The following is a 24,373-nucleotide window of genomic DNA, read 5'->3' as shown; positions in this document are numbered from 1 at the left end:
AAAGCTTATATATTTTCTTAGTATTATTTTAACGTAATTTTTCTGCTAAGACAAAGATATCAGTTTATATACACAAAAGTTTCACCTTTATCGCTATTTTTATGTAACACATTTAGCGCGTAATACTAGAAACACACTTACCAATTAAAAGTAAGTGTGTTTTTAACATCTATTTAATCTTTACGTACGGCTTCATTTTTAATTCAAGTATTTCCTCAACTGCCCTTTGATATCCACCAGCATTTCTAAGCGACTCTCCCACTTTACGACTATTTTCCTTAAACGTCACATCATCCATTACTTTCTTTACAGTCTCACATAACAATTCAGAAGTTAACTCGTTACGATTAAGTCTTATGCCTGCCCCTACTTCAGTCAATCGTTTTGCAACGAATGGCTGATCTCCTGTTACCGGAATTACAACTAATGGAACACCGTAATATAACGCTTCACTCGAACTATTCATACCACCATGTGTCACGAATACATCAGCATGCTGTAAAACTTCTAATTGCGGGACATAATTATACAACTTAAAGTTTTTCGGGATATTTTCAAATTGACTTATATTTATCTTCTTACCAACGACTAATACGACTGTCGCATCTACATCTTTAAACGCTTCAAAACACTTTTCATACAGAGCAGGTTGCTCATTAAAAACTGTTCCCATAGAAATGAAAATTACTTTTTCATTTTTTAAATCTTCAGTAGGAAAACTCCCCACTTCTTTTCGAGTAGCAATTGATGGACCTACAAATTTATACGATTCATCAAATACATCTGAACGCGGCTGATATTCTTTTGAAGTATATACAATCGTAATATCACCAGGATGGTTCATAATATCATACATACTATTACATTTCATTCCATACTGCTTATTCCATCTTTCCATTCCCGCTAAACAAGATTGATATAATGGATTCATTTCATCTACTTGTCTCGATTCTTGCCCATCATGAAAATTAATGTACTGATTAACAGCAAACGTTGTACAAGATGAAACGCTTGGTAATTGTAAAATATTCGCTATAATACGTCCTACTGGAAAATGATTATCATATATTAAATAATCGTATTTTTCCTCTTTTGTTTCCTCTACAATTTGAGTAACAATACGCTCTGATGCTTCAATCATATGAGATAGCATCGTCAAAGGGCTCCCACCTTCATTTACTCGTTCCATAATATTAATTTGAGAGAGAAAATTCTCAAACACTCGGAATTCCGCACCTGTTGCTTCAACCTTCTTTCTATAATCTTCAATACAATAAGAAACAACTGTTTCCCCTCGCTGAATTAACTCACTTACAATAGCTAAAGTCGGATTAATATGACCTTCCCCAGGGAAATTTATTACGAGTACATTTGCCATAATATTCTCTCCTATCCATTTAATATAATAAAATTAACAATTAATTATATTAATTAATTTAAATCTATTATAAATGAATGCATTCTACTTCTTCATGCTTTTCTCTTCATTTTATTATTGAGAAATATTTTCAATAGTCTACATTATTATGATTCACAATCTTATAAACGAATGCTTAATTCTACTTTTACTCTTCATAGCTTTAAAGATACGAGCTTTACATTCAAATACTATCACTCTGTTTTTTTGACAATTCACACAAAAATGGAGAAATATAATATTTTTAATAAGTTCTCACTATAAATGTAACTATGATTTCAATTTTTTATCTTTATCCCCATAACACATCACCTGTTATATAATAAATTTATAGAATTTACAGAAAAAGAGGTCTTTTCATGTTACAACAACTATTCAATTCACCTATTCTATCCGTTCAAGCCTTGCACCCAGGTTATGAAGATCATGCAAGTGATGTTTTTCTCGTTCAAACAGAAGATACAGAAGTTATCGTTCGTGCTTCTAAAATGAATGAAGAACCAAATAATGATTTTTGGTGGGGATGTAAAAATTTATTTGGAATTGATCCAAGGAACGTCCATCATTTAGAAACGGTACATACATTGCTGCAAGAACATACGAATCTTCCTATCCCAACAATATTAGAAGAACATGTTTTAAATGGCCGTGAATTTGTGGTGGTTGAAAAGTTAGTAGGTAACACAGTTCAATCTTTTATCGAGCAACCAGATTCTATTTTATTCAGCCTAGGAAAAGGACTTGCAGAAATACATAAATTTAAAGCCGATTTCATAGGAAATCCGTCAGGCACGTTCCAAGTTCCACTAGATGAATTCCAATCACATATTTTAAACGTAAGTAAAGAGCTTGTGAATATGTTTTATTCTGATGATGAAAGCATACAAAATACATTCCCTACCTTTGAATCACAACTTTCTTCCCTGTCCGTACCAAAGGAATCTACACTCGTCTTAATTGATATGGATCCTACTCAATTTTTATCTGACGGTACAACTATTACGGGTTTAGTAGATACTGAAGCTTACGCTGTTGCTCCGCGAGAGCTTGATTTTATCGGACTAGAATATGTACTTACCGAAAAAGAAGCACATGCCTTTCAAAGTGGTTACGAAACAATTATGTCTATTCCTCACTTAGAAGAATATAGACAGCCTTATCGTTATTTATACCGACTGTTATCTGTGCAAGGTAATGTGGAATTAAAGAAATGGTTAAGTCACCCATCCTATTTTTAAATACGAATGAGAGGGATTATACAATGGATATTCGGAAAAAGCGTTCTGTAACAGAAAGTGAAATACAGCAAATGAAGGATTTGGCTTATATTTGCGGGCAACAAGACAACCTTGATTACTCTTCAGATTTACATATCAACTTTTTAAAAAATCGAAATGAAGATTATATAAACGATTTTCTTCTTTATAACGGCACTCAATTAATTGGCGCTTTAAATATGTATGATTTTGAAAGACCAACAAAGCTTGAACTAATAGGCTTTGTACATCCTCATTTTAGAAAACAACGTTTCGGAACTATCCTTTTACAAACTGCAATGAAAGAAATACAAAATAGAGAGACAGATGAAGCTCTTCTTATTATCAATGGGGATTCTATTTCTGGGAATGAATTTGTAAAACATATGAAGTTACCATATTTATATAGTGAATATAGTATGGAGTTCAAGACAAACGAACTTCAAAAAACAACAGATAATAATATACAGCTTACTCTTGCAACTTCAGAATCACTTCTTGATCTTATTGAAATTTCTAGTAAAGCTTTTGGTGATTCAGTAGAAAATACGGCTACATGGTTACAAAAAATGATGACTTCACCTTCTCATAAAGTTTACAGTGCTCTTGTCGATAAAAAAATGATAGGAACGATTACAGTTACTGAGCAAGATCATTCTACTATATTATCAGGATTCGCTGTCCACCCTTCCTATCAAGGTAAAGGCTACGGTAAAGCTATTTTAAACTATATGACACATAAGCTCTTCACAAATGGTGCTACAACAATTGAATTACAAGTTGAAACAAAGAATAACAATGCTTTGAAGCTTTATACACAATGCGGTTTTGAAATTATGATGAAGCATGATTATTATAATTTAATGAATAGCAAGGAGAATATTTATGTCTAAAAAACTTATTTATTCTAATTATGATATTTTCGCATCTATTTATAATAAACATTGGGGACATTTTTCTGAACACTCCTATCCAGCTTTTGAACAACTCGTTTTACAATATGCACAACCACGTTCTCATATTTTAGATCTTTGTTGCGGGACTGGTCATCTTACTAGGAAACTACTTGATCATAATTTTGTAGTAACTGGTATAGATGGTTCTACTCAAATGATTGAGTATGCACGTAAAAATGCGCCAGATGCAACCTTTATCGTCGATGACGCTCGCTATTTCAATATAAATGAGCAATTCCACTACGTCATCTCTGCCGGTGATAGTTTAAACCATATTATGAATTTAGATGAACTAAAAAGTGTGTTTCAGAAAGTTTACTCCGTATTACATAACGAGGGTATATTCGCATTTGATATGAATATGGAAAAAGGATTTCTTAAAAACTGGATTGCTTCGTTTCATATTTCAGAGAAAGAATATGTTTGTACGATTGATTCTACATATAATAATGAAAATAAAAAAGCAGAAATGAACTTTATACTATTTCACCATGACATAGATAATAATTGGACAAGAAGTGACTTTTCTTTTGAAGAAGCTTGTTATTCCAATGAAGAAATAATTTCTTCATTGGAATCTGTAGGTTTTAAGAACATTCAATTCCACGGTACAAATAGAGCATTTTTCACTTGCCAAAAATAAAAAAACTGAATCGAAATGATTCAGTTTTTTCTTAATATATTTACAACTGCAGTTGTTTCGTCATTTTCTTTATAGACACGCGGAATTCTTCTATCTAGCATACATGTAACTTCATAGTTTATTGTACCTAACATATCCGCTATTTCTTCTACTGCGATATTTTCTTCACCTTGTTTACCGTAGAATACTACTTCGTCTCCTACTTGTACTGGCATCGCTTTTGAAACATCCAGCATTAACTGATCCATACAAACACGGCCGATAACAGGTACTCGAATCCCGTTAATTAACGCATAGCCTTTATTAGATAATTGACGATTATAACCATCAGCATAACCAATTGGTACAGTCGCAATCCATTCTTCACCAGTTGTTACATACGTATTCCCATAACTTACACCGCGATTCTTCTTCGCATGTTTAATATGAGCTACTTTTGATTTTAACGACAACGCAGGCTGTAAAGAAACGATTGTATGATCCACTTCTTTTGACGGATACATACCGTATACTCCTATTCCAACGCGTACCATATTTTGAAATGTGTTACTTAATTCCATTGATCCTGCACTATTTGAACTATGAATATATGGTATTTGAATTCCTAATTCTCTCGCTGTATTAACAGCTTTTTCAAATAAACTTGTTTGCATATTCGTATATGATTTATCGATTTCATCTGCCTTAGAGTAATGCGTAAATATCCCTACTACCTCTACATACTCCATACGGTTTAATTCTTCTAAAAATGGTTTAACCTCTTCTTCTTGTAAACCGATACGACTCATTCCTGTATCAATTTTCACTTGAATTTGTACTTTCTTTTGAAGACGGTTTGCAATTTCATTTATACCATGTAAATCTTCTACTCTATAAACAGTCATCATAACGTCATATTGAATTACATCTTCTACAGCCGCAACTGGTGTGTATCCTAAAATTAAAATCGGCACAGTAATTCCTGCTTCTCTTAATTCTATCGCTTCATCTACAAATGCAACTGCAAGTTGATTTATTCCTGCTTCAATTGCAGCTTTGGCAACTTCAACTGCCCCATGGCCATACCCATTCGCTTTTACAGCAGCCATCATCTTAATTTTTTCATCATTTACATGTTTTTTAAATTCGTTTACATTATGTTTTACAGCATTTAAGTCAATTTCTACAATTGTATCTCTTCCATATTTCAAACTCATTGGTCTAACTCCTAACTCAATAATTGCATTCCATTCTATTTCACGTTTCATATGACCTTTTACAATATAATACTTTTCATTATGCTAGTCAAACTACTAGAATTTTCGGAATTTTGAGTATGATATAATATCCTCAAGAAACTATTATATACGGAGACGAGGAGAATTACAATGTTTGTTCAATCTGCATTACATCAACTAAAAGTTGCTATTGATACTTCTATTGATATGCTTAACCAATATAGTGAAAACGATTTAAAAATACAACCGATTCACTCAAAACGATCATTATTTGAAATGTATGCACATCTTTCTCTTATTTGTCATGCTGATTTACTCATTTTAAATGGTATTTCAGAAAAAGAATTACATACCTTTTATATAGAACATACGCCCGTAACAGTTGCTCACATGCAACAAACGATGATTGAAGGATACAACCTTCTCTCTAAAACATTTCTTTCCTACTCCCAAATAGAATTAGCAGAAGTTATGACTGCCTATTGGGGGATTTCTTATTCGCGCTTTGAATGGTTACTTGAAATCGTTGCACACTTTTATCATCATCGTGGACAAATTCATATTTTATTATGCGAGCATATGAAAGATCCTCGCATTCCTTTATTTGAGTGATTTTCCACTCATTCATTAATTATAAATAGAGAAGCTACAAAACCAATAAAAAGTATCATTCCTAATAAAATAAATGTTTGAGCATAACCTCCTATTTTCATAAGATAAATAGAAATGATAGGCCCTATACTAGTACCTAAAAATAAAATAAAAGTATAAATAGATACCGCTATTCCCCTTGCTTTCCCTCCTAATTGACCTACAAGAGAAACTAAAGACGGAACGGATATAGCAATACCTATTACAAAACAGACACTCATCATTACAAGTAGAAATAGATACGAAACAAAGCCCATTGAACTTAGACTAAAAATAGCAATCAACAATCCTCCTTGAAGAACTTTCCTTATTTCAAACCTCTTTGTTAAACGACCTGCAAGTGGTGACAGCAACATACCAAACAGCCCTGCTAAGCGAAAATAAAGGATTTGTTCCGCAGTTAAATTGTAAGTAGGAGAGCTCAAATAATTCCCTAAAACAGTATACATATTAACAAAAGCCATTAATAAAACGAATGCAATTATATAGCTTAATACTAAGCTTTTATTTGTAAAAACTTTACTCATCTGTTTAATTGGTCCCAAAATAGCAGTATAGGATTGAGACGTCTCTCCTTTCGGAAGAGAATAATAAACCCATATAGCAGTACTTATATAGACAATGCTAAGAAGAAAGAAAACCATATGCCATCCAAAATGCTGACTAACAGCAGTACTTATTACCTGCCCTACAATTCCAGCTACTAAAAAACCGGTACTAACAAACCCTATTGTTGTAACCCTTTTTTCTACTGGGAACATTTCTACAACGTAGGCTAACGCTACTGGAGAAAATGTAGCTGCGGCTATCCCCTGTATACCTCTAAAAATAACAAGCCAAAAGAAACTATCTACAAACCCTAAGCAAAAAGAAACTATCGACAGTGCAAGCAATCCAATAAAAATCACTTTTTTTCGTCCATATTTATCAGAGATTGCCCCAAATAACAAACACCCTATAGCAAAGCCAACAGAAAATATACTTCCTGTAGCTGCCGAGTGTGTTAATGACGTATTAAAAATGTTTGAAAATAGAGAGATTAAAGGTATTGTTACATATAGGCTAGACATAACTACCATACCCGACCAACATAATACAGCTGTCATTATTGTATAATTCTTTTCACTATTTACTTCCTTTCCTATTTCCATCATAAACTCTCTCCCTTATTACCATTTATTTTTATTAGTTTAAAACCTCTAGATCACTAAAATAGCATTCCTTTAACTCTTATTTATTTTAATTACATAGCAAAAATTATCACCGTACAAAAAGTTAGTTAAACATATAATAAGACAAGCTAATTATATGTCCAAATAAATAAGTTGATCTTCATAATCAACTTATTTACCTACCTTCTCCTAATTTCACCTGCATAGTTGCTTGCATTTTATTTAATAGCTTTTCTAAAACTTGACGCTCTTCTTGATTAAAGCCATCAACTAACGAAGCGCAAGATAACCAAAAAGTTGGTAAAGAATGTGTAACTAGTTCTTTTCCTTTCGGAGTAATTTTCACCTTTAATCTTCTTCGATCTTTAGAATGGTGGAATCTTACGATTAACTCTCGTTTCTCCATCCAATCTAATAAGCCAGTGACAGAAGCACGTGTAATCCCTAATCGACTCGCAATATCCGAAGGACTCATGTTCACTTCTTCCCCATTCGCTTCCATTTCACGCAAAATAAACAATAGTAAAAAATCTAATTTACTCTCTGAAATACCAAGTGGAGCTAAATCTACGTCAACAGCATCAAGAACATTATCAGACGTCCATAACATTAACAAACCAAGTTTTGCTGCGATTGGATCCGTTTCCGCTGATGCTGTCTTTTTGATTAACTCTGCGTACGGCTCAATCCCTAAAGGAAGAGAATCTTTTCTTGAATCCATTCATCTTCACTCTCCTTTCTCGTTAAATAATTAGCTTACCTAATTACTTTCTCATTATACTCATATTTTTCCTTTTATTGCAAGCACATTGTTGAACAAAAAAATCCTATTATTAAAACAGGATTTTTCACACTGACTAGCTATCAGTTTTAAATAATGCGTAACTTCTTTAAGGCATAAGAAATTCCGCCTTCACTCGCCTTCGTTGTAACGAAATCAGCCCTTCTCTTCAACTCCTCTCCACCATTTCCCATCGCAACTCCTAATCCTACATACTGCAACATCTCAATATCATTTCCACCATCACCAAAAGCAATGGCTTCTGATTTACTAATATTTAAATGTTCCAATACTTTTTGAATTGCAGTTAGCTTCGATACTTTACTATCTTCCAATACATTTATAACGTAACCATGAAAACGGTCAAACGTAAGTGCTGGATATCTTTCAATGAATTTTTGAGCTTCTGCTTCATCGGCATACAGACATATGCAATACATCTCATCTGACAAGTTTTTAACTTTGTCAGGATACCGCTCTAAATTTAAAGTTTCATTTAACGCTCGTATGACACGTTCATCTTTGGAGGCAATATCATTCATTGCAAATTCTTCTGTAAAGTAAGAAACACTGTGACCATGTAATTCAGCAAAATTTGAAATATCATGAACGATTTCGCTTGAAAGTACTGATTTATGTATAACTTCTTCCCCACATTTTATATGTGCACCATTTGCAGAAATATACGTATTTATGCCTAACCCCTTAAATTGTGAGCATAAACTATATGGTCTCCCTGTTGTAACAACTACGTGAATCCCCTTATCTATTAATCTTTGTACCGCTTCTTTTGTACTTTCGTGCATACTTCTATCAATCTCGCTTAAAAGCGTACCGTCAACATCAAAAAATGCAACTTTGTACATAAGTCTTTACATCCCGTCCAAATGATTCGTATCATTAATGAAATGCACCGTTTTTTGTTCACCCTCAATTTCAATTAAACTTATTCCCGTATCTCCCATTTTGAAATAGTAGTCCATTGAAATTGGCATATTGAAAAATGCACGTAATAGACTATTAATTACGCCTCCATGGGCAACAATCGCAATTCGATCATATGTATTCTCTGTCACAATTTTAGAAAAAATCCCTTCTATTCTCATTCGAAACTCAATAAATGACTCTCCGTTTTCAAAACGGTCATGAAGAAACTTTGGTTCTGGATATTTCTTTGCTTCTTCAAATGATAAGCCAGCTTGTATTCCATTATTAAACTCCATTAATTCCTCTTCTAATTGAATTGGACAACCAATTACTTCTGCTAATGTTTCACCCGTTTCACGAGCACGTTTTAATGTGCTTGCCCAAATGAAATCTGGTGCAAAATCTTTTTTCACTTTCTGTACAAGTTTTTGTACTTGTTGTCTCCCTTTTTCAGTTAACTCAAAATCAGCTCGTCCTTCATGCACATGTAAAATATCAGCTTCTGATTCTCCGTGGCGTATTAGTAGTATTTGCATGTTTCTCTCTCCCTTTATTTAACATTCATAAAATTCCATTATATCACATTTTAAGATTTCAAAATAAAAAAGGAACGGTCTCCCGTCCCTCATCCATTCACTTTTTCCGCATCATTCCAATAATATTTACTAAACGCTTCTGTTAACACATCAATTGTGTTATATAATTCATCTAACGTATTATCAACACCACCAACTTCAATTAACATCGCATTTTTCGATAAATCTTGGTTATAAACGCCATTTCCATCTTTTTTATACTTTGGAAAAATCCCTCTACTTAATCCGTAGTAGTTTTCATCTAAATAACTATTGATTGCTCTTGCAATTTTTTCATTTTCAGCACGCCTTTCATTTTCCATCCCAATTATAAAATATAATCTTGCATACGATTTCCCGTTAATTACTTTTGTTGTTACTTTCTTACGCTGGTCATCACGATGTATATCAATCGGAAACGCAATTTTATTATTTTGTGCTAATGCTTCTTTTACATATTCATGAGACGCTTTATATGACTGATACCATACCCACTTTTTACTCGCTAATAAATCACCCATATTCGTTTTATCGTGAATTACTGGAATTCCTTGCCCCTCAAGTTGTTCCTTCATACGTTTTCCTAGTAAGGACACATTTACATCTGGGCTAGATGGATCAGTTGCCCCTGGTAATAATGGAAAGAAGGATTCCCAGCTATGTGTATGATAAATATATACTGCACTCTCACCTTTTTTCGCTCCGTTCTTTTTCTGAACCGGATTATTCTTTTCCGCTTCTGTAACTTTATCTTTTGCTACTTTCCGCTCTTTCGTTACTTCTTCAATCGGTACACTAGATTCATTTGGGATATTCGTCAAGTTTGTCCCTTCCCCAGCTACGATAATGTTAGAATAATACTTTGACATACCAGGTACTTCTTTACCGACAAATGTTCTTAAATCTTTAATCTTCAAATCTGTCGCAATAGAGAACATTAAATTCCCAACTGACTCTCGTTTATTCTGCTTAAAATAATCAAATCCATAATAGCGATTCTCACTTTCTATCATTTGAACAAAACCTTGCATCGATACTTTTCCAAACCATTGATTTGCATAATTCGATTTCATTGTATGTAAAAGTGACGTCAGAATCGACGCTATCATAATTACTATTAGCGCATATAAAAGGAGTAACGAAATTAGTTTCTTCCCATGTATTCGAGTTGCATACTTTTTCACTGCATCACCTTCTTTATACATGGATATGTACAAGCTTTTCGGAATATACGCACAAAAAAAGAGAAATGGTATCCCATTTCTCTTCCTCACTTTTATTGTTCTTTTCCTGTATCATTTGAAGGTAGTTTCTTCGCTTGTTTTTCTTTAAATATTTCTCCAATTGCCCCAAGAGTACCAAGTGTTTCAATTGCATTAGACGGAATAAAGACTTTATTTGCTGGTCCTTTTGCAACTTCTTCTAATGATTCAAATGATTTATAAGCAAGTATACGTTCATCTATATTCGCTTCACGAAGCAATTCAATACGGTTTTGTTCTGCTTTTGCGATTTCTTCAATTGCTCTTGCTTCCCCTTGCGCTTCTAATTCTTTCGCTTCTTTTAAACCTTCAGCTTCGCGAATACGCGCTTCTTTATCCCCTTCAGCCATCAAGATTTTACTTTGCTTTTCCCCTTCAGCGCGAAGAACTTTATCTTGTTTTGCTGCTTCAGCTTCTAAAATAATCGCACGTTTATTACGCTCAGCCTTCATTTGTTTTTCCATTGATGCTTGCACATCTTTTGGCGGGTTAATATCAACAACTTCGACACGTTCAATACGTACGCCCCATTTTTCTGTTGCTTCATCAAGCGCTAAGCGGATTTCTGTTGAAATTTTTTCACGACCAGATAACGTTTCATCTAGTTCCATTTTACCGATGATTTGACGCATCGTTGCTGAAGTAATATTACGAACACCATATTCATAGTTTGAAATACCATATGTCGCAAGTTCTGGTTCAACAATTTGATAGAAAATAATTGTATCAATTTCTACTTGAACATTATCTTTCGTAATTACCTTTTGCGGTGGTACATTCGTTTGTTGAATACGTAAGTCATGATATACACGGACACGATCTACAATTGGTATTAAAATATTTAACCCAGGGTGCATGATACGTTGAAACTTACCAAATCTTTCAACAACCCCAACTTTTTGCTGAGGAATAATTTTAATTGTTAATGCGATAAATGTAACTACAATTAGTGCGAATATAATCGTTAACGTTAATGCTACCATATTTATTCACTCTCCTTTTTCACTTGTAATATAGTACTATGCCTCTTTATAACAACGACTTTTTCTCCAGCATCAATTGAAGAATCTGCAATAGCTGTCCAAGTATCTCCATCCACCTTTACAATACCATTCGCTTCATTTGTAATCGCTTGCATAACAATCCCTTTTTTACCAACAAGCATATCTACTGTATCAGTAAAACCTTTTGCTTCTCGAAAGTTTTTTGAAATTCTTTTCGTAAAGAATGTCAAAGTTAAACTTACAATTGCACCAACAGTAACTTGTAACAGTAGTGCATCAGGAGCAAACAAAGCAATAAGACCTCCGACAACAGCCCCAATTCCAAGCCAAAGCATGTAAAATGTAATCGACAACATTTCTGCGATAAATAAAATACCAGCTATTATAAACCAAATTACCCAAGCAGCCATATGCAACCCTCACTTTCTTTCTCATTTTCTATATGTATATGAAGAAAAGAATGGTTTATCCGCCCTTTCTTACACTTGGGCGTTTGCTACAAGCTATTGTACATACTCACTGTTACAATGATTATTAATATAATACTATATCAATATATTCTTCATTATACATGAAAATTCCTTTCAAAAAGTGACAAAAAATGAAATTCTTTAAAAATTTTAATTTTTAAACTACAATTATTCTAATTACTAAATACTATTTTTTAGAGGTGGTATTCTTATTGAAAAACCAGTCACTAACTTACTACTTAGGTTCCAAAATATGCATTACTCTTGCTGACATCGTATATGTAATGATTATTACAACTCATATTTATATAGCAACTAAATCAGCTACTATTACTGCTCTTTTTCCACTATTACAAGTTATCACAAATCTAATTGCTAACATCTCTGCACCTCTTATAGTAAATCGTTTTCCACCTTATACGTTGTTATATACGCTACAATGGCTAAAAACAGTCTTTTTACTATTATTAATGATTTTATTTCCGGTCTTATCCACAAATATTATAGCTCTATTAACTTTTATTTTTTTCATTTCATTATGTAGTGGATGGAGTGCTCCATTACTATACAGCATTCTTCCGCGCCTTACACCAAAAGAAAAATTAGTAAAAGTAAATAGTATCTTTTCCTTTTCAACACAAATTGCGCAAGCCGCCGCTTATTCATTTACGAGTGTTATCGTTCTTCTCATTGGCGCTACATCTACACTCATGATTAATAACATGTTGATGATTTTTGGATGCATTGCATTACACTTTTCATTACATACCATACATACTGAACGAATAGCAGACCCTCCCTCTTCAAAAAGTACTGCTTTATTGGAAGGTTGGAAACTCTTATTTCAAAATCCTTCTCTCCGTACCGTTACATATATGGACTTAATTGAAACTTTCGCAGGGACAATATGGATTGGTGCTATTACAATGGCATATGTTACGTCTATTCTTCATAAAAGCGAAGAATGGTGGGGATATATTAATACAAGTTATTATGTTGGTACGTTAATCGGTGGTCTATTAGCATGGAAAATGAGTTCCTATATTCAAAACAATTTAATACGATCCATGTCGATTGGCTCTCTTATGTTTAGCATTCTTACATTTTTATATGGTATGACGAGCAGCGGATTTATTGCGCTTTTTCTATGTGTTCTAATGGGACCATGTTATCAAATTAGAGATATTTCTCAAACGACAGTTTTACAATCAAGTGTCGCCCCTTCTTTATTATAAAAAATGTATACGGTACATGGCGCCCTTCTTTCAACAACTTCTGGTCTTTCTATGCTTAGCGTTGGCATTATTACTGATATGTTCGGTGTCCGTACAATTTATATAATCGCTTCTATTCTTATTTTATGTTCCGCTTGTTTATCTTTCAGTTTATTAAAATATTATAAACCAGAGTAGAATAATCTATCACTGTAGTCAACACAGCAAAAAGGACAGGAATTCCCTGTCCTTTTTGTTTATTCTGTTCATGACAAGTTCGGGATTTTTCTATGTTTTGTCGCCTGTTCAAAAGCGTAAGCTAGCTTAATTAATATCCCTTCACTAAAGGCAGTACTTGCAATCGTAATTCCAAAAGGTCTCCCGCTTTCCATATACCCTGCTGGTATTGCTATAGACGGATAACCCGCTTTCGCACATATAGTAGAACCTATATAGGAAGGAAACAGTATCGCATCAAGATTATATTTTTCCAATGCAAAATCAATGCCTTGTTCTTGAGAAAAATATATATCTTCTAATCTCGCATTTAAATATTCTGGATTTCGTAACGTATTAGGAAAATCTTTTCTTCCCTCTAACTTAGTTTGTCCATATTTTAAAGCTCTTTCTGCCATGTTTTTATTAAACTCCATTAACTCCGAAATAGAATGTACCGGAATAATAGAACGTAATTTAGAAAGATAGTTATCTAAACTATGCTTCAGTTCATAAAGCGGAACTCCCCAACTCCATTCTCTATGAAAAGAATGAATATCAATATTCTCTACTACTGCCGCTCCCTCATTACGTAATACTTGGATCGTTTCTTTAAACAATTTTTCATCATACTCACCATTTTCGTAATAATCTTTTGGTGCGTCGTTAAACACACCAATTTTCGCTCCATTTAAACCATTAGCATCAAGGTAAGATGTATAATCCTGATATGCCCTACCTTCACTTTTACGAGTTGCTACATCTTTCTCATCCACTCCAGTTAAGCTCCCTAGTAAAATAGCGGCATCTGTTACTGTTCTAGCAAATGGTCCAGCTGTATCTTGCTAATAAGTGAATGGAATAATTCCTCTACGACTAATTAGACCGACAGTCGGTTTAATGCCAACTACAGAGTTTTGAACAGCGGGGCTCAAAATAGAAGCATCGGTTTCTGTCCCAATAGATACTACTGTAAAGTTAGCGGCAACTGCTATCGCAGAGCCTGTACTTGAGCCCCCAACAAACATACCATCCTTACCCGTTCCGTATGGATTAATTGTTTGACCACCTCTTGCACTATATCCAGCCCACATTTTAAAAGACATTGCATTTGCTAATTCTGTCATATTCGTTTTTCCTATTATCACGGCCCCTGCTTCTCGCAGTTTAGTAACGAGAAATGCATCTTCACTACTTATATTTTGTTCTAGAGCAATCGTACCTGCACTTGTATGCATGGAGTCATTCGTTTCAATATTATCCTTAACCAAAACAGGTATACCATGTAGCGGACCCCTTACACCCTTTGTCTTTCTTTCATGATCTAACGCTTCTGCAATAAAAATAGCATCTGGATTGATTTCTAAAATTGAATTGATTTTCGGTCCGTCTTGATCATACTTTGCGATTCTATAGAGATAATACATCACTAGCTCTTTTGAAGTTAACTTTCCAGATTCCATTTCATTTTGAATATCTTGAATTGTTAGTTCCGTTTTTAAGATTGGATTAAACTGAATTTCCATTTATATTCTCCCTTATATGAACTTTTTTAGCGTATACCCCTTACTTTTTCATTTTTTCACCTCAACACATCCTAAATTAATATCCCTTTAAAGAAATTCAATTTCCTTATTTAAACACCTTTAATTTCCCGAAAAATAAAAAAAGTCTGAAACGGATTAACCTTCGCTTCAGACTCTTACATTACTGTGCGTATACTTCATCTAACAAATGTAAAAACTCACCTTGTTTCCCAGCTAATTCAGGGCATTTTGCAATATTAATCCATTCGTAGCAAAATACTAATCCTTTATCTTCCTCACCAGCACTTACAATATGTTCCCAAGTATCCTTTACATCTGTTAGTAAAGTTACATGGAAAAAGTGGCGTTTTTCATATTCCTGTTTTTCTTTCATATGTATAATGTAATCTGCTAAAAAACGCTCTATGCATAAATGACGCAATCCGGATTCTTCCTGTACTTCACGCAATATAGCCGCTTCTAACGTTTCACCTTCATCAACCGTTCCCCCTGGCACTTGAATACCAGCTTCATGTATATCACGATGTTTAAAAACAAGTAATTGCATAACCCCCTCTTTTTCTCTTGTAATATATGCATGTACTTTTTTCTTATATAACATCGTCATTGTACGCCTCTCCCCTCAATTGTTCACTCTGTTACTTCTTCAAGCGTCAGTTGATTATCATACAAATATGTAGCTTGTGGATTTCCCACATACCTTACGTGCCATGGTTCATACCGATAGCCCGTAATCGTCTCTTTCGCTTTTGTGTATCGAATCACAAAACCAAATTTATGGGCATTTTCAGAAAGCCACTGACCTTCTTTCGTTTCCCCAAAAACCGTCTCTAACTGAAATTTAGCAGATTGAGACGTAATATCCATAGCTAGTCCAGTTTGATGCTCACTTGTACCAGGAACCGCGCTAGACATTGCTGTTTTTGCTTCTCCATCTTGTTTTTTATACATCGTATTTAATGCTTTTTGTCGATCAAAAGATCTAAATCCAGAAACTGCAAACAGGAAAATACGCTCGTTGTCAGCCTGCTGAAACATATCCTCAAGCGCCCTCGCTGCCTCTTTTCTCATCTTTTTCTTTTCTTGATCACCTTCACTAGAGTAGCGCACTTTCGGAATAACTAAATCTGGCGGTCTATACCCATCTGGTAAACGCCTACTTTTATTCACAAGTACAAGCATTGAATTCGGATTATTAATTACCGCAATATCCCCATCCATATTAGCAATCGTTTCTTTTGCTTTCGGAAATATGCTATTTACACTTACTTCCCGCGCCTGCTTATCCTTATACATTTTATAATTGATTCCTGCTACTCCAACAATAATTATTGCAGCTATGATACCAAGTAGTGCCCATCTTTTTTTCATATAACGACCTCTTATTTTAATAATTTGGCCATTTCATACTCATCGATGCCCTTTCCATCGATAATAAGAGCAGCTTTTTTGACACCTTCTTTCTCAAATCCAGCTTTTTTATATAGTGCCTGAGCTCTTGTATTGTGGGCCATTACTGTTAATTCTAAACGCCATACATCATGTAATTTTGCCCACTTCTCAACCTCTTTAAACAATCTCGTCCCAATACCTCGCCCGTTATACTCTTGCAAAATACCAATTACAATGGTTGCTACATGCCTCTTTCTTTGAATGTTATTTCCATTCACTAATATAAAACCTACTATCCTCTCATCTTCAACTGCTACAAATATTGTTGCATATTCATTTTCTATAAAGCGATGGATCATTTTTTCTTGTTGCTCAGCTGTAGTTTTTCTTTCTCCTGGTTCATATAACATAAACTTCGTTTCTTCATCTAATTGCTTACTTAATTGCAAAAATGATGCTGCATCTTCTATTTCGATTTCCCTAATCACTTCAATCACCCTACCAGTTTCATAATAAAAAGTTTTCCTTATAAAAAGATTTTCTCTACTTTCCCGAAAATCCCTTTGTAAATCTCCTACTATAAATTGACAAATTTCGATATTACTATAACAACGACAAATTATGTCTATTCTGTGACGTCTCATCATTACAAAGAAAAAACGCAAGCATTACACTTACGTTTTTTCAAAAATACTGTGAACTCATCTTCATCAGGTGAGGTCTCTCACCAATTTAAATTTCACTTTATCCATTCACTTTTTCTGCCTGCCAAAAATATTCACCAAATGCTTTAGCAAGTGCATCAATTGATCGATTCAATTCTTCCTCTGTATTATCTACACCGCCAACTTCTATTAATATCGCTTGTCCTGATAGGTCTTGATTATAGATTCCATTTCCTGTCTGGAACCCTTTTTGAATGACCCCACGACTCACTCCTGGATATTTCTTATTAATCGCCTCATGTAAAGCTGTCGCTAATTGTAAGTTTTTTTCATAGTTTTTATTTCCTTTCCCTACTACAAATGCAAGCTTTGCATATGATTTATCTCCAATTGTTTTTGTCGTTACATTCTTTCGGGCACTATCACGATGCAAATCAAAAAAGTATTGAAGATCTTTATTTCCAGCCATAGCTTGCTGCACAATTTCTCGTGACATCTTATACGAACTATTACTGTTTAAACCTTTACTTATTAACTTTTGACCAACATCACTCTTATCGTTAGTGGCGCCAATTCCTTCACCTTCTAGTTGTTCACGGAAACGGTCTCCTAATATAGAAATATTCGATACAGAACTCGTTGCTTTATTCGGATTCGGGTCATTCGTTAAGTTAAGTAAAGGTAAATAGGATTCCCAGCTATGTGTATGATAAATAAACGCAACTTGTCTTTTCCCGGTCGTTTGGGACGGCTGTTTTTTCTCTTTACTCGTATCTTGTTTAGGTGCTTGTCCAGTTCCACTAGTCCGTTCCTTCACTACTTCTTCAAGAGGGACACTCGACTCTATCGGTAAGTTAGAATAATTTGTACCCTCACCCGCAATAACAATTTCTGTATCGTACTTACCAAACCCAGGGAGCTCTTTCCCGACAAAACTGCGTACATCATTAAAGCGAATATTTGTAGCCATAGAAAAGAGAAAAGAAGAAATTGAAAAATCTTGATTCAAATTTCGATACTCCTGTGTAAAATAATGATTCTCTTTTCCAAGTACATACATGTAACCATTCATCGATAACTCATTTAACCAATTATATAAATACGTTGACTTCGTCTCTTTCATAGAGGTTACCATCATACTAATAAGAAAAAAAGTCGCTAGCACTGTAGTAATAACAAATAAAACTAACTTACGCATGCTTGTAAACTTCATAAAAAAAAAGCCCCGATTCATACTATCACCTCTCTATTTCAAGTTATGTACAAGCCCTAGAGAATAGACCGTTAAAATTTCGGCTATATTGTTAATGAGGTGAAATGAATTGAAGCTATTAATAGGAATATTACCAATCGCTCTATCATTCATTTTTTATTTGTCCGCTAAGCATCCAAAAGTCTCTATTGTGCTACATATTTCTGCGTACTTGGCACTGTATGTACTCGGTACAATTATTTCCATTAATATATACGATGTTTTAATACAAGATTTAGTTTTCATGACAAGCATTCATGGAATTTTACTGAATCCATTTTTCCTTATTGCAGGAGCGTATATAGGAACTTACACTTTGTACCTACTTTTGTCTCACATTATTATGAAAATAAAAAATGGAGCGTAATGAAATGCAACCACCATTTATCTGTCATACATGCAAAAAAAGAATTGTAAGAAAGAAAGATCTTATTACAGCCACATGGTGCTTCCGCTTTTATTTATTTCACAGTGATTGTTTTAAACGACAGCAAGTGTTCATCTCACGGTTTCTCCCTGTGAATACACTTTTCAATTTCTTTCTTATTGTATATGGACTTATTTTTGGCAGTATTCTTATGATTACAGAACCATCTATTATTTGGCTGACTTTCTTTTTCCCCATTTTTTATCGGTTTCTTTCTTATTATTATGTTGAACGTTTTTTCTCTACATAACGAGTTGACTGTCCTTTAGGAATGCTTAAACATAGCCACTCATTTTCTTTTAACATTTTACCGATGTAAATAATCTGTCCAATATGCAATGCATAATGAGAAATTTGCCTTTCAATTGCTTGCAGGACCGTATGAGCTTCACCACGAATGTATACCGTCTTCAATAGATGTTCCGGCAATATCGTATTCATCGTATTAAAAACGTATTCCCATCCTTCTTGCCACGCTGCAAGGGCTTCCTTCTTTGAAGAATAGCCTCCTTCAAATTCACCATCTCGGTCACGATCAACTTTTTCACCATCAGATGTTAAAAAATCCGTCCATCTAGAACGCATATTACCATGCAGATGCTTTATAATAATCGCTATACTATTTGTTTCTTCATGAGAAGACCATTGTATTTGTTCGTATGATAATTGAGAAAGTGCCCGTTCCCCTTGCTTCTTTGTTGCTTTAAAGTTCGAAATCGCACATTGTAAATATTCTCGTCCGATACCCATATTAGCCCCTGCCTTCACCCTAGCTAATTTTTGTTCCATTTGGCAATTCCATATTAGGCTGAAGCAACACAACATCATCAGCTTCAGGAACGCCGCCAAGCACAAGCACTTCCGATTTAAATCCAGCTACACGCTTTGGCGGGAAATTTACAACAGCAACAATTTGTTGACCGACTAAACCTTCTGGACTATACCTTTTCGTAATTTGAGCACTTGACTGCTTTATCCCAATTTCTCCAAAATCAATTTCTAGTTTAATCGCTGGAACTCTCGCTTCTTTAAATTCCTCTGCATGTATTACAGTTCCAATTCGCAAATCCAAATTTAAAAAATCTTCAAAATTAGCCATTTTATCATTCCTCCCAATTATTACTTAGACAAAATATAAAAATCCCCTTCAAAAAAAGAAAGGTGCCTAAGCACCTTTCTTTTGTAATTTACTTGATTCATTTGATTTATAGAGGAAGAAACCGAGAATCCCGCCAATACATGATGGAATTAACCATCCGATTCCTTCGTTATATAACGGTAACATTTGTAGTACATTAGAAATCACGTCAATTTTAATGTTCGCACTTTCTAAACCGTTAAAGAAACTAATTAACAATGCACCTAAAATAGCTCCAATATAAATTGTATTACGCTTCCCAATCCACTTATGGAAATACGAAAGTACGATTAATACAATTGCAACTGGATAAATGATCATTAACACAGGTAATGTTACGGCGATTAATTGTGTTAAACCTAGGTTAGATACAATTAAACTAAATACACATACCATTGTTACAATCGTTTTATGTGAAAGTTTTGGGAATAAGTTTGTAAAGAAACCCGCACACGCAGATGTTAACCCAACAGAAGTTGTTAAACAAGCGAGTATAATAACAAGCCCCAATAAAATTTTACCACTCGTCCCATATAGCTCATTTACAACATTCGTTAAAATAAGACCACCGTTTTCTGAGACACCAAGTGATGTACTTGTTGAACCAAGATAAGCAAGTGATAAATAAATTAACGTTAAACCAAGTACAGCAATAATACCTGATACGACTGTTATTTTTGCAATTTGACTACTCTCTTTTATCCCTTTAGAGCGAATAACTTGTACAACGACAATTCCAAATACGAGAGCACTAATTGCATCCATCGTTAAATATCCTTGAATAAATCCACCAAAGAAAGCATTTTCTTTGTAAGCAGCTAACGGCGCAGCCGGCTCTCCAATTGGATCAATAATTGCCTTTCCGACAATAACAGCGACAATTAATACCAATAGTGGCGTAAGAAACTTTCCGAACCAATCCACTAATTTAGATGGATTTAATGATAAATACCACGTTATTCCGAAGAAAACTATCGTGAAAAGAAATAGCATGTACCACTCTGAAACCATTGCCTCTGATAAAAACGGCTTCATACCCATTTCAAACGAAACAGCTCCAGTACGCGGGATTGCGAAAAATGGTCCAATTGCTAAATAACTAATCAATGGGAAAATAAACGCAAATATAGGGTGGACTCTAGAAGACAGCGCTTTCAAGTCCCCCTCTACAAACGCGACAGCTGTTACAGCTAGTAGGGGTAATCCGACTCCCGTTACAAGGAATCCTATTGTAGCAATCCAAACATTCTCTCCTGCTTGTTGACCTAAAACTGGCGGAAAAATTAAATTTCCTGCTCCTAAAAATAATGCAAATAGCATTAAACCAATTGCTACCGTATCACCTGGCCTTAAACGTCCCTTCATGCTCTTCATTTGCATAGCACTTTTCCATTGTTTATCTCTATATTTTACAATATGCTATGCATCCTCCTCTCTGCTCAAGATGATAAAATATGCCCCTTACAAAGCAGTGTCTTTCTCCATAATTTCTCCATTCCCCTTATTTTTACTCTAATCATTAATACAATTGTTATTTTCGAATTTTGATTTTTTTGAATTTTTAAATCATTAGAGTGTTATTACGTGGAGTATAGTTGTCAGACCTCTTTGTTTTTATCACACATATAGTAACATATTTAGTTGCAAAATAAAAACATATTTTCAAATTGATTTTTTTGAAAATCGAAATTATCTACAATTTTTATTCTCTTACACAAATATTGTTACAATCTCTCCTATTATCCTATCGTTATTTTCAAATAACTTTACACACGTAACATAACAAAAGCCATCCAAGATAATTAGATGGCTTTTGTATGTTACTCTATCGTTTCAACTTCACGTGGATTTTTCATCTCTTCCACATACACAACTCTAAATCCGTGATCTTCTAAATCTTTCAATAATGTCTCTAATTCACCGTCGTTAAACTCTTCTCCTAATGTAAACATAATTCTACGAACTAATAAGGCATCATTATCAAAAGTCATCAAACTTTGAATACCAGTGTATTTCTTTAAAACTGTCGATAACTTTTGAATTGCTCCATTATAGTCTTGCGTTCCAATCATGACGGAGTATTTACTAGAGTGAACGCCCCATGCATCCTCTAATAACTCAAAAACTTTTTTATGCGTTAAAATTCCAAGGAAAATCCCTTTTTCGTCAACTACTGATAAATATGGCAATTTTTTTATTGTAAAAAATACTTTAAAGAAAGATGAATCTTCTCTCACAAATCCTTCTTTATCGTTTAATAATTGTATTACACTCTCATCAAGCGATCCTTTATATTCTAAAATATCTACTTTATATATATTCCCTAAAAATTTCTCTTTTTTTTCATCTAAAACTGGTACACAACGATACCCCGTTTTATTTAAATGCTCTAACGCTTCCCCTATCGTAATCGAACTTGAGCACAGTAAAACTTCCCTTTTCGGCACGTAATTCCCTTTAATCCTCATAAAAAGCCTCCTTATGTTAAAATACTTTCTGTGCCATAACTATATTATATTTTCAGAAAAAAATAAATAATTCATTTTATTTTTCTGAAAATTTTCCATTTTCTTGTCATAATTTATTCATGAATCCTTCACTTGCACTTTCTTCAGCATCTAAAACCCTTCCTCTGAATTCTGAATCACTTCAATGTATCATTTGTACGGACCTAGTTGCTTTTTAGAAAAGTAATGATTTGTCTCCTTACTTTTCATTAATATATTTCCTTTTATAATTAAAAAATAGGTAGCTATTAGAAAGTAGATCACCCCAAATAACCAATCCAAATTTGTAGCCAGATTGTGTAAAAGAATATATCTTATATATACATAACCAATTGGAACATGTAGTAATACAACCGCACCTAATCCCGGATTATATATTGTTTTAGCTTTTATATTCGCAAAAATACCATGCCATATGAATTGAAAAAATCCCATTAAAATAGGTGCCAACCCAAGCCATATTATATTTTGAAAGAAAACCGGGAGTAAATAAAAAACATACGTAATCAAAATATTTATTACCATAGCAGATTGCGTATTTAATGGATAGCGATCTGGTATATCACTTTTAAATATAACTACATTAAATAGACCAGCAAAATAACCTGGCCAACGATACTCTTCAAATTGATGCACTAAAATGGCCACAAAACTTAACCATAACAGTACTTTCATTTCACTCATTTCTCCCAAATTCGCGACTAAACAAACTACGACAACAATAGCGACCACTAATCCTATATCACACCAATGCTTTCTAAAGAAACTAGCCATCTCTATCACCCACTATCTCAATTTTTATAAAAATAGCGTTCAAATAGGAAATCAATCTGTTTTTCTACAGATGGTACTTTTATATCTGCCCCTGATTCGAGAATTGGCATCATTAATGTGGGAAGAAAAATAGATCCAAATATTTGTACTGTCATCATCATTAAAATTTCCTGATCCGTTTCATTCGTTATTTCGCTCAAAATATTCTTCACTTTACTAAAACCTAGCCTCTTCAAAAAATCCCCATATTCGTATTGAGATGTAAATGCCGTAGTTCCCATTGCAATAATCTTCCTAACTAACTCCGGATATTGCCGAATTACTAGTACATAATCCAATAAAAATATTTTTAATCTTTCTTTTGCTGGCACTGTAATATTATCTAAAATAGAAAAAGTGCCTTGAAAGCTAATTAATAAGACTCTAATCGTCTCACTAATCAACTTTTCTTTTGAACCAAAATGGTAATTTACAAGCGCGATATTTACATCTGACAATGCTGCAATTTTTCTTATCGTTACCTTTTCAAAACCTTCTTTTTTAATTAATTCCAATGTTGTATTTAAAATCTTTTCTTTCGTTGATACGTTTTCATTCCCCCCCCAATTTATCTCCCCCCTCTAGAATGTATCAGTTAAACATCGTTTAATTTTATGGTATCACTTTCCAATTTTAAAAATCTATTTAATCCTTTCAACATTTCCCTACATTCTCTTCATTCCACACAAAAAGCGTGAAAATGCAAAACTGTTCACGCTTTTTGTATTTGTACTGTTACATACCAGTTTCTGCTTTATATTCCACACATAAAATAGATTTCTAAATACAATTTAAAATTATCCATATGCCCATACATGAAGAAAAATATATTGTAACTTGCTCCAAAAACGGCTAAAATAAGAATAAGAAT

General features: G+C 33.9%; 25 protein-coding genes and 2 pseudogenes. 7 read left to right on the top strand and 20 right to left on the bottom strand.

Annotation, left to right across the window (positions count from 1 at the left end; all coding sequences use genetic code 11):
* Nucleotides 1–169 precede the first annotated feature (169 nt).
* On the bottom strand, nucleotides 170–1,378 hold the full coding sequence (locus tag NZ044_RS10325) for a macrolide family glycosyltransferase (RefSeq protein WP_000024469.1): 1,209 nt from the start codon (nucleotides 1,376–1,378) through the stop codon (nucleotides 170–172).
* Nucleotides 1,379–1,776: 398 nt separating this feature from the next.
* On the opposite strand from NZ044_RS10325, the gene NZ044_RS10320 reads away from it, so the two are divergent.
* From NZ044_RS10320 to NZ044_RS10310, 3 genes are read left to right on the top strand one after another with little or no spacing between them, the layout of a single operon-like run.
* Nucleotides 1,777–2,655 carry a nitrate reductase gene (locus NZ044_RS10320; RefSeq protein WP_081143886.1) on the top strand — a complete coding sequence of 293 codons (879 nt, stop codon included), beginning with the start codon at nucleotides 1,777–1,779 and terminating at the stop codon, nucleotides 2,653–2,655.
* A gap of 23 nt (nucleotides 2,656–2,678) precedes the next feature.
* A complete protein-coding gene (locus tag NZ044_RS10315; protein WP_000354633.1) occupies nucleotides 2,679–3,566 on the top strand; it encodes a GNAT family N-acetyltransferase in 888 nt (295 codons plus the stop codon).
* Nucleotides 3,559–4,272, top strand: coding sequence for a class I SAM-dependent methyltransferase (locus NZ044_RS10310; protein ID WP_000038499.1), 714 nt, complete (start codon nucleotides 3,559–3,561; stop codon nucleotides 4,270–4,272). Before NZ044_RS10315 ends, NZ044_RS10310 begins: the two co-directional genes overlap by 8 nt.
* 20 nt (nucleotides 4,273–4,292) lie before the next feature.
* Here NZ044_RS10310 and alr read toward each other — a convergent pair whose 3' ends face one another.
* Nucleotides 4,293–5,468, bottom strand: a complete 1,176-nt coding sequence (alr, locus tag NZ044_RS10305; RefSeq protein ID WP_118961798.1) for an alanine racemase — start codon at nucleotides 5,466–5,468, stop codon at nucleotides 4,293–4,295.
* Between the two features lie 171 nt (nucleotides 5,469–5,639).
* Here alr and NZ044_RS10300 point away from each other — a divergent pair, with 171 nt between their 5' ends.
* Nucleotides 5,640–6,101, top strand: a complete 462-nt coding sequence (locus NZ044_RS10300) for a DinB family protein (RefSeq protein ID WP_000497993.1) — start codon at nucleotides 5,640–5,642, stop codon at nucleotides 6,099–6,101.
* An 8-nt stretch (nucleotides 6,102–6,109) separates the two neighbouring features.
* Here the strand turns inward: NZ044_RS10300 and NZ044_RS10295 are convergent, their stop codons facing one another.
* From NZ044_RS10295 to NZ044_RS10265, 7 genes are all read right to left on the bottom strand, one after another.
* Entirely contained in the window at nucleotides 6,110–7,291 is a 1,182-nt protein-coding gene (locus NZ044_RS10295; RefSeq protein ID WP_340949714.1) for an MFS transporter, read from the bottom strand.
* Nucleotides 7,292–7,487: 196 nt separating this feature from the next.
* Nucleotides 7,488–8,033, bottom strand: a complete 546-nt coding sequence (locus NZ044_RS10290) for a MarR family winged helix-turn-helix transcriptional regulator (RefSeq protein WP_000378334.1) — start codon at nucleotides 8,031–8,033, stop codon at nucleotides 7,488–7,490.
* A gap of 149 nt (nucleotides 8,034–8,182) precedes the next feature.
* Nucleotides 8,183–8,959 carry a Cof-type HAD-IIB family hydrolase gene (locus tag NZ044_RS10285; RefSeq protein WP_000278724.1) on the bottom strand — a complete coding sequence of 259 codons (777 nt, stop codon included), beginning with the start codon at nucleotides 8,957–8,959 and terminating at the stop codon, nucleotides 8,183–8,185.
* A gap of 6 nt (nucleotides 8,960–8,965) precedes the next feature.
* Nucleotides 8,966–9,556 carry a histidine phosphatase family protein gene (locus NZ044_RS10280; RefSeq protein WP_001166447.1) on the bottom strand — a complete coding sequence of 197 codons (591 nt, stop codon included), beginning with the start codon at nucleotides 9,554–9,556 and terminating at the stop codon, nucleotides 8,966–8,968.
* An 89-nt stretch (nucleotides 9,557–9,645) separates the two neighbouring features.
* A complete protein-coding gene (spoIIP, locus tag NZ044_RS10275) occupies nucleotides 9,646–10,851 on the bottom strand; it encodes a stage II sporulation protein P (protein WP_374058747.1) in 1,206 nt (401 codons plus the stop codon).
* A gap of 20 nt (nucleotides 10,852–10,871) precedes the next feature.
* Nucleotides 10,872–11,840 carry an SPFH domain-containing protein gene (locus NZ044_RS10270; protein WP_000226256.1) on the bottom strand — a complete coding sequence of 323 codons (969 nt, stop codon included), beginning with the start codon at nucleotides 11,838–11,840 and terminating at the stop codon, nucleotides 10,872–10,874.
* Nucleotides 11,841–11,842: 2 nt separating this feature from the next.
* The gene (locus NZ044_RS10265) at nucleotides 11,843–12,271 is read right to left on the bottom strand and encodes an NfeD family protein (protein WP_000741974.1); all 429 of its coding nucleotides are present in this window, start codon (nucleotides 12,269–12,271) and stop codon (nucleotides 11,843–11,845) included.
* Between the two features lie 272 nt (nucleotides 12,272–12,543).
* Here NZ044_RS10265 and NZ044_RS10260 point away from each other — a divergent pair.
* Nucleotides 12,544–13,743: pseudogene (locus tag NZ044_RS10260) on the top strand (MFS transporter).
* Between the two features lie 68 nt (nucleotides 13,744–13,811).
* On the opposite strand, the pseudogene NZ044_RS10255 reads toward NZ044_RS10260, so the two are convergent.
* The 5 genes and pseudogenes from NZ044_RS10255 to spoIIP (NZ044_RS10235) all read right to left on the bottom strand — a co-directional run bounded on the left by NZ044_RS10255 (nucleotide 13,812) and on the right by spoIIP (NZ044_RS10235) (nucleotide 18,599).
* Nucleotides 13,812–15,287 (bottom strand): annotated as a pseudogene (locus tag NZ044_RS10255) (amidase family protein).
* Nucleotides 15,288–15,468: 181 nt separating this feature from the next.
* Nucleotides 15,469–15,915 carry an NUDIX hydrolase gene (locus NZ044_RS10250; RefSeq protein ID WP_000178282.1) on the bottom strand — a complete coding sequence of 149 codons (447 nt, stop codon included), beginning with the start codon at nucleotides 15,913–15,915 and terminating at the stop codon, nucleotides 15,469–15,471.
* A 23-nt stretch (nucleotides 15,916–15,938) separates the two neighbouring features.
* Nucleotides 15,939–16,679, bottom strand: a complete 741-nt coding sequence (locus NZ044_RS10245) for a M15 family metallopeptidase (protein WP_000747643.1) — start codon at nucleotides 16,677–16,679, stop codon at nucleotides 15,939–15,941.
* Nucleotides 16,680–16,690: 11 nt separating this feature from the next.
* On the bottom strand, nucleotides 16,691–17,188 hold the full coding sequence (locus tag NZ044_RS10240; RefSeq protein WP_000617571.1) for a GNAT family N-acetyltransferase: 498 nt from the start codon (nucleotides 17,186–17,188) through the stop codon (nucleotides 16,691–16,693).
* 256 nt (nucleotides 17,189–17,444) lie between these two features.
* Nucleotides 17,445–18,599 carry a stage II sporulation protein P gene (gene spoIIP / locus NZ044_RS10235; RefSeq protein ID WP_001079284.1) on the bottom strand — a complete coding sequence of 385 codons (1,155 nt, stop codon included), beginning with the start codon at nucleotides 18,597–18,599 and terminating at the stop codon, nucleotides 17,445–17,447.
* 88 nt (nucleotides 18,600–18,687) lie between these two features.
* Here spoIIP (NZ044_RS10235) and NZ044_RS10230 point away from each other — a divergent pair, with 88 nt between their 5' ends.
* Nucleotides 18,688–18,984, top strand: a complete 297-nt coding sequence (locus NZ044_RS10230; protein ID WP_000770731.1) for a hypothetical protein — start codon at nucleotides 18,688–18,690, stop codon at nucleotides 18,982–18,984.
* 4 nt (nucleotides 18,985–18,988) lie between these two features.
* Nucleotides 18,989–19,294 carry a hypothetical protein gene (locus tag NZ044_RS10225; protein WP_043333388.1) on the top strand — a complete coding sequence of 102 codons (306 nt, stop codon included), beginning with the start codon at nucleotides 18,989–18,991 and terminating at the stop codon, nucleotides 19,292–19,294.
* On the opposite strand, the gene NZ044_RS10220 is transcribed toward NZ044_RS10225, so the two are convergent.
* The 6 genes from NZ044_RS10220 to NZ044_RS10195 all read right to left on the bottom strand — a co-directional run bounded on the left by NZ044_RS10220 (nucleotide 19,267) and on the right by NZ044_RS10195 (nucleotide 24,074).
* Nucleotides 19,267–19,833, bottom strand: coding sequence for a DUF1572 domain-containing protein (locus tag NZ044_RS10220; protein WP_000435822.1), 567 nt, complete (start codon nucleotides 19,831–19,833; stop codon nucleotides 19,267–19,269). The genes NZ044_RS10225 and NZ044_RS10220 overlap by 28 nt on opposite strands.
* Complete coding sequence (gene csaA, locus NZ044_RS10215) at nucleotides 19,814–20,143, bottom strand: chaperone CsaA (protein WP_001263021.1); 330 nt, start codon at nucleotides 20,141–20,143, stop codon at nucleotides 19,814–19,816. The genes NZ044_RS10220 and csaA overlap by 20 nt, the downstream gene beginning before the upstream one ends.
* A 66-nt stretch (nucleotides 20,144–20,209) precedes the next feature.
* Entirely contained in the window at nucleotides 20,210–21,547 is a 1,338-nt protein-coding gene (gene brnQ4, locus NZ044_RS10210; RefSeq protein ID WP_395939124.1) for a branched-chain amino acid transport system II carrier protein BrnQ4, read from the bottom strand.
* A 455-nt stretch (nucleotides 21,548–22,002) separates the two neighbouring features.
* Nucleotides 22,003–22,650, bottom strand: a complete 648-nt coding sequence (gene cbpA, locus NZ044_RS10205; protein WP_001220522.1) for a cyclic di-AMP binding protein CbpA — start codon at nucleotides 22,648–22,650, stop codon at nucleotides 22,003–22,005.
* Nucleotides 22,651–22,839: 189 nt separating this feature from the next.
* Nucleotides 22,840–23,463 (bottom strand): HXXEE domain-containing protein, encoded by a 624-nt coding sequence (locus NZ044_RS10200; RefSeq protein ID WP_172583209.1) that lies wholly within the window; start codon nucleotides 23,461–23,463, stop codon nucleotides 22,840–22,842.
* Nucleotides 23,464–23,480: 17 nt separating this feature from the next.
* Nucleotides 23,481–24,074 carry a TetR/AcrR family transcriptional regulator gene (locus NZ044_RS10195; protein ID WP_033669507.1) on the bottom strand — a complete coding sequence of 198 codons (594 nt, stop codon included), beginning with the start codon at nucleotides 24,072–24,074 and terminating at the stop codon, nucleotides 23,481–23,483.
* Nucleotides 24,075–24,373 lie beyond the last annotated feature (299 nt).

Origin of the sequence: Bacillus sp. FSL K6-1338 (assembly GCF_038006965.1) — a bacterium.
Lineage (GTDB): Bacteria > Bacillota > Bacilli > Bacillales > Bacillaceae_G > Bacillus_A > Bacillus_A thuringiensis_S.
This window is presented reverse-complemented; position numbering and strand designations above follow the sequence as displayed.

Coding starts and splice junctions, on each gene's coding strand:
- NZ044_RS10325 (WP_000024469.1), bottom strand. CDS start 1,378: ATGGCAAATGTACTCGTAATAAATTTCCCTGGGGAAGGTCATATTAAT.
- NZ044_RS10320 (WP_081143886.1), top strand. CDS start 1,777: ATGTTACAACAACTATTCAATTCACCTATTCTATCCGTTCAAGCCTTG.
- NZ044_RS10315 (WP_000354633.1), top strand. CDS start 2,679: ATGGATATTCGGAAAAAGCGTTCTGTAACAGAAAGTGAAATACAGCAA.
- NZ044_RS10310 (WP_000038499.1), top strand. CDS start 3,559: ATGTCTAAAAAACTTATTTATTCTAATTATGATATTTTCGCATCTATT.
- alr (WP_118961798.1), bottom strand. CDS start 5,468: ATGAGTTTGAAATATGGAAGAGATACAATTGTAGAAATTGACTTAAAT.
- NZ044_RS10300 (WP_000497993.1), top strand. CDS start 5,640: ATGTTTGTTCAATCTGCATTACATCAACTAAAAGTTGCTATTGATACT.
- NZ044_RS10295 (WP_340949714.1), bottom strand. CDS start 7,291: ATGGAAATAGGAAAGGAAGTAAATAGTGAAAAGAATTATACAATAATG.
- NZ044_RS10290 (WP_000378334.1), bottom strand. CDS start 8,033: ATGGATTCAAGAAAAGATTCTCTTCCTTTAGGGATTGAGCCGTACGCA.
- NZ044_RS10285 (WP_000278724.1), bottom strand. CDS start 8,959: ATGTACAAAGTTGCATTTTTTGATGTTGACGGTACGCTTTTAAGCGAG.
- NZ044_RS10280 (WP_001166447.1), bottom strand. CDS start 9,556: ATGCAAATACTACTAATACGCCACGGAGAATCAGAAGCTGATATTTTA.
- NZ044_RS10270 (WP_000226256.1), bottom strand. CDS start 11,840: ATGGTAGCATTAACGTTAACGATTATATTCGCACTAATTGTAGTTACA.
- NZ044_RS10265 (WP_000741974.1), bottom strand. CDS start 12,271: ATGGCTGCTTGGGTAATTTGGTTTATAATAGCTGGTATTTTATTTATC.
- NZ044_RS10250 (WP_000178282.1), bottom strand. CDS start 15,915: ATGACGATGTTATATAAGAAAAAAGTACATGCATATATTACAAGAGAA.
- NZ044_RS10245 (WP_000747643.1), bottom strand. CDS start 16,679: ATGAAAAAAAGATGGGCACTACTTGGTATCATAGCTGCAATAATTATT.
- spoIIP (WP_001079284.1), bottom strand. CDS start 18,599: ATGAATCGGGGCTTTTTTTTTATGAAGTTTACAAGCATGCGTAAGTTA.
- NZ044_RS10225 (WP_043333388.1), top strand. CDS start 18,989: ATGCAACCACCATTTATCTGTCATACATGCAAAAAAAGAATTGTAAGA.
- NZ044_RS10220 (WP_000435822.1), bottom strand. CDS start 19,833: ATGGAACAAAAATTAGCTAGGGTGAAGGCAGGGGCTAATATGGGTATC.
- csaA (WP_001263021.1), bottom strand. CDS start 20,143: ATGGCTAATTTTGAAGATTTTTTAAATTTGGATTTGCGAATTGGAACT.
- brnQ4 (WP_395939124.1), bottom strand. CDS start 21,547: ATGAAGGGACGTTTAAGGCCAGGTGATACGGTAGCAATTGGTTTAATG.
- cbpA (WP_001220522.1), bottom strand. CDS start 22,650: ATGAGGATTAAAGGGAATTACGTGCCGAAAAGGGAAGTTTTACTGTGC.
- NZ044_RS10200 (WP_172583209.1), bottom strand. CDS start 23,463: ATGGCTAGTTTCTTTAGAAAGCATTGGTGTGATATAGGATTAGTGGTC.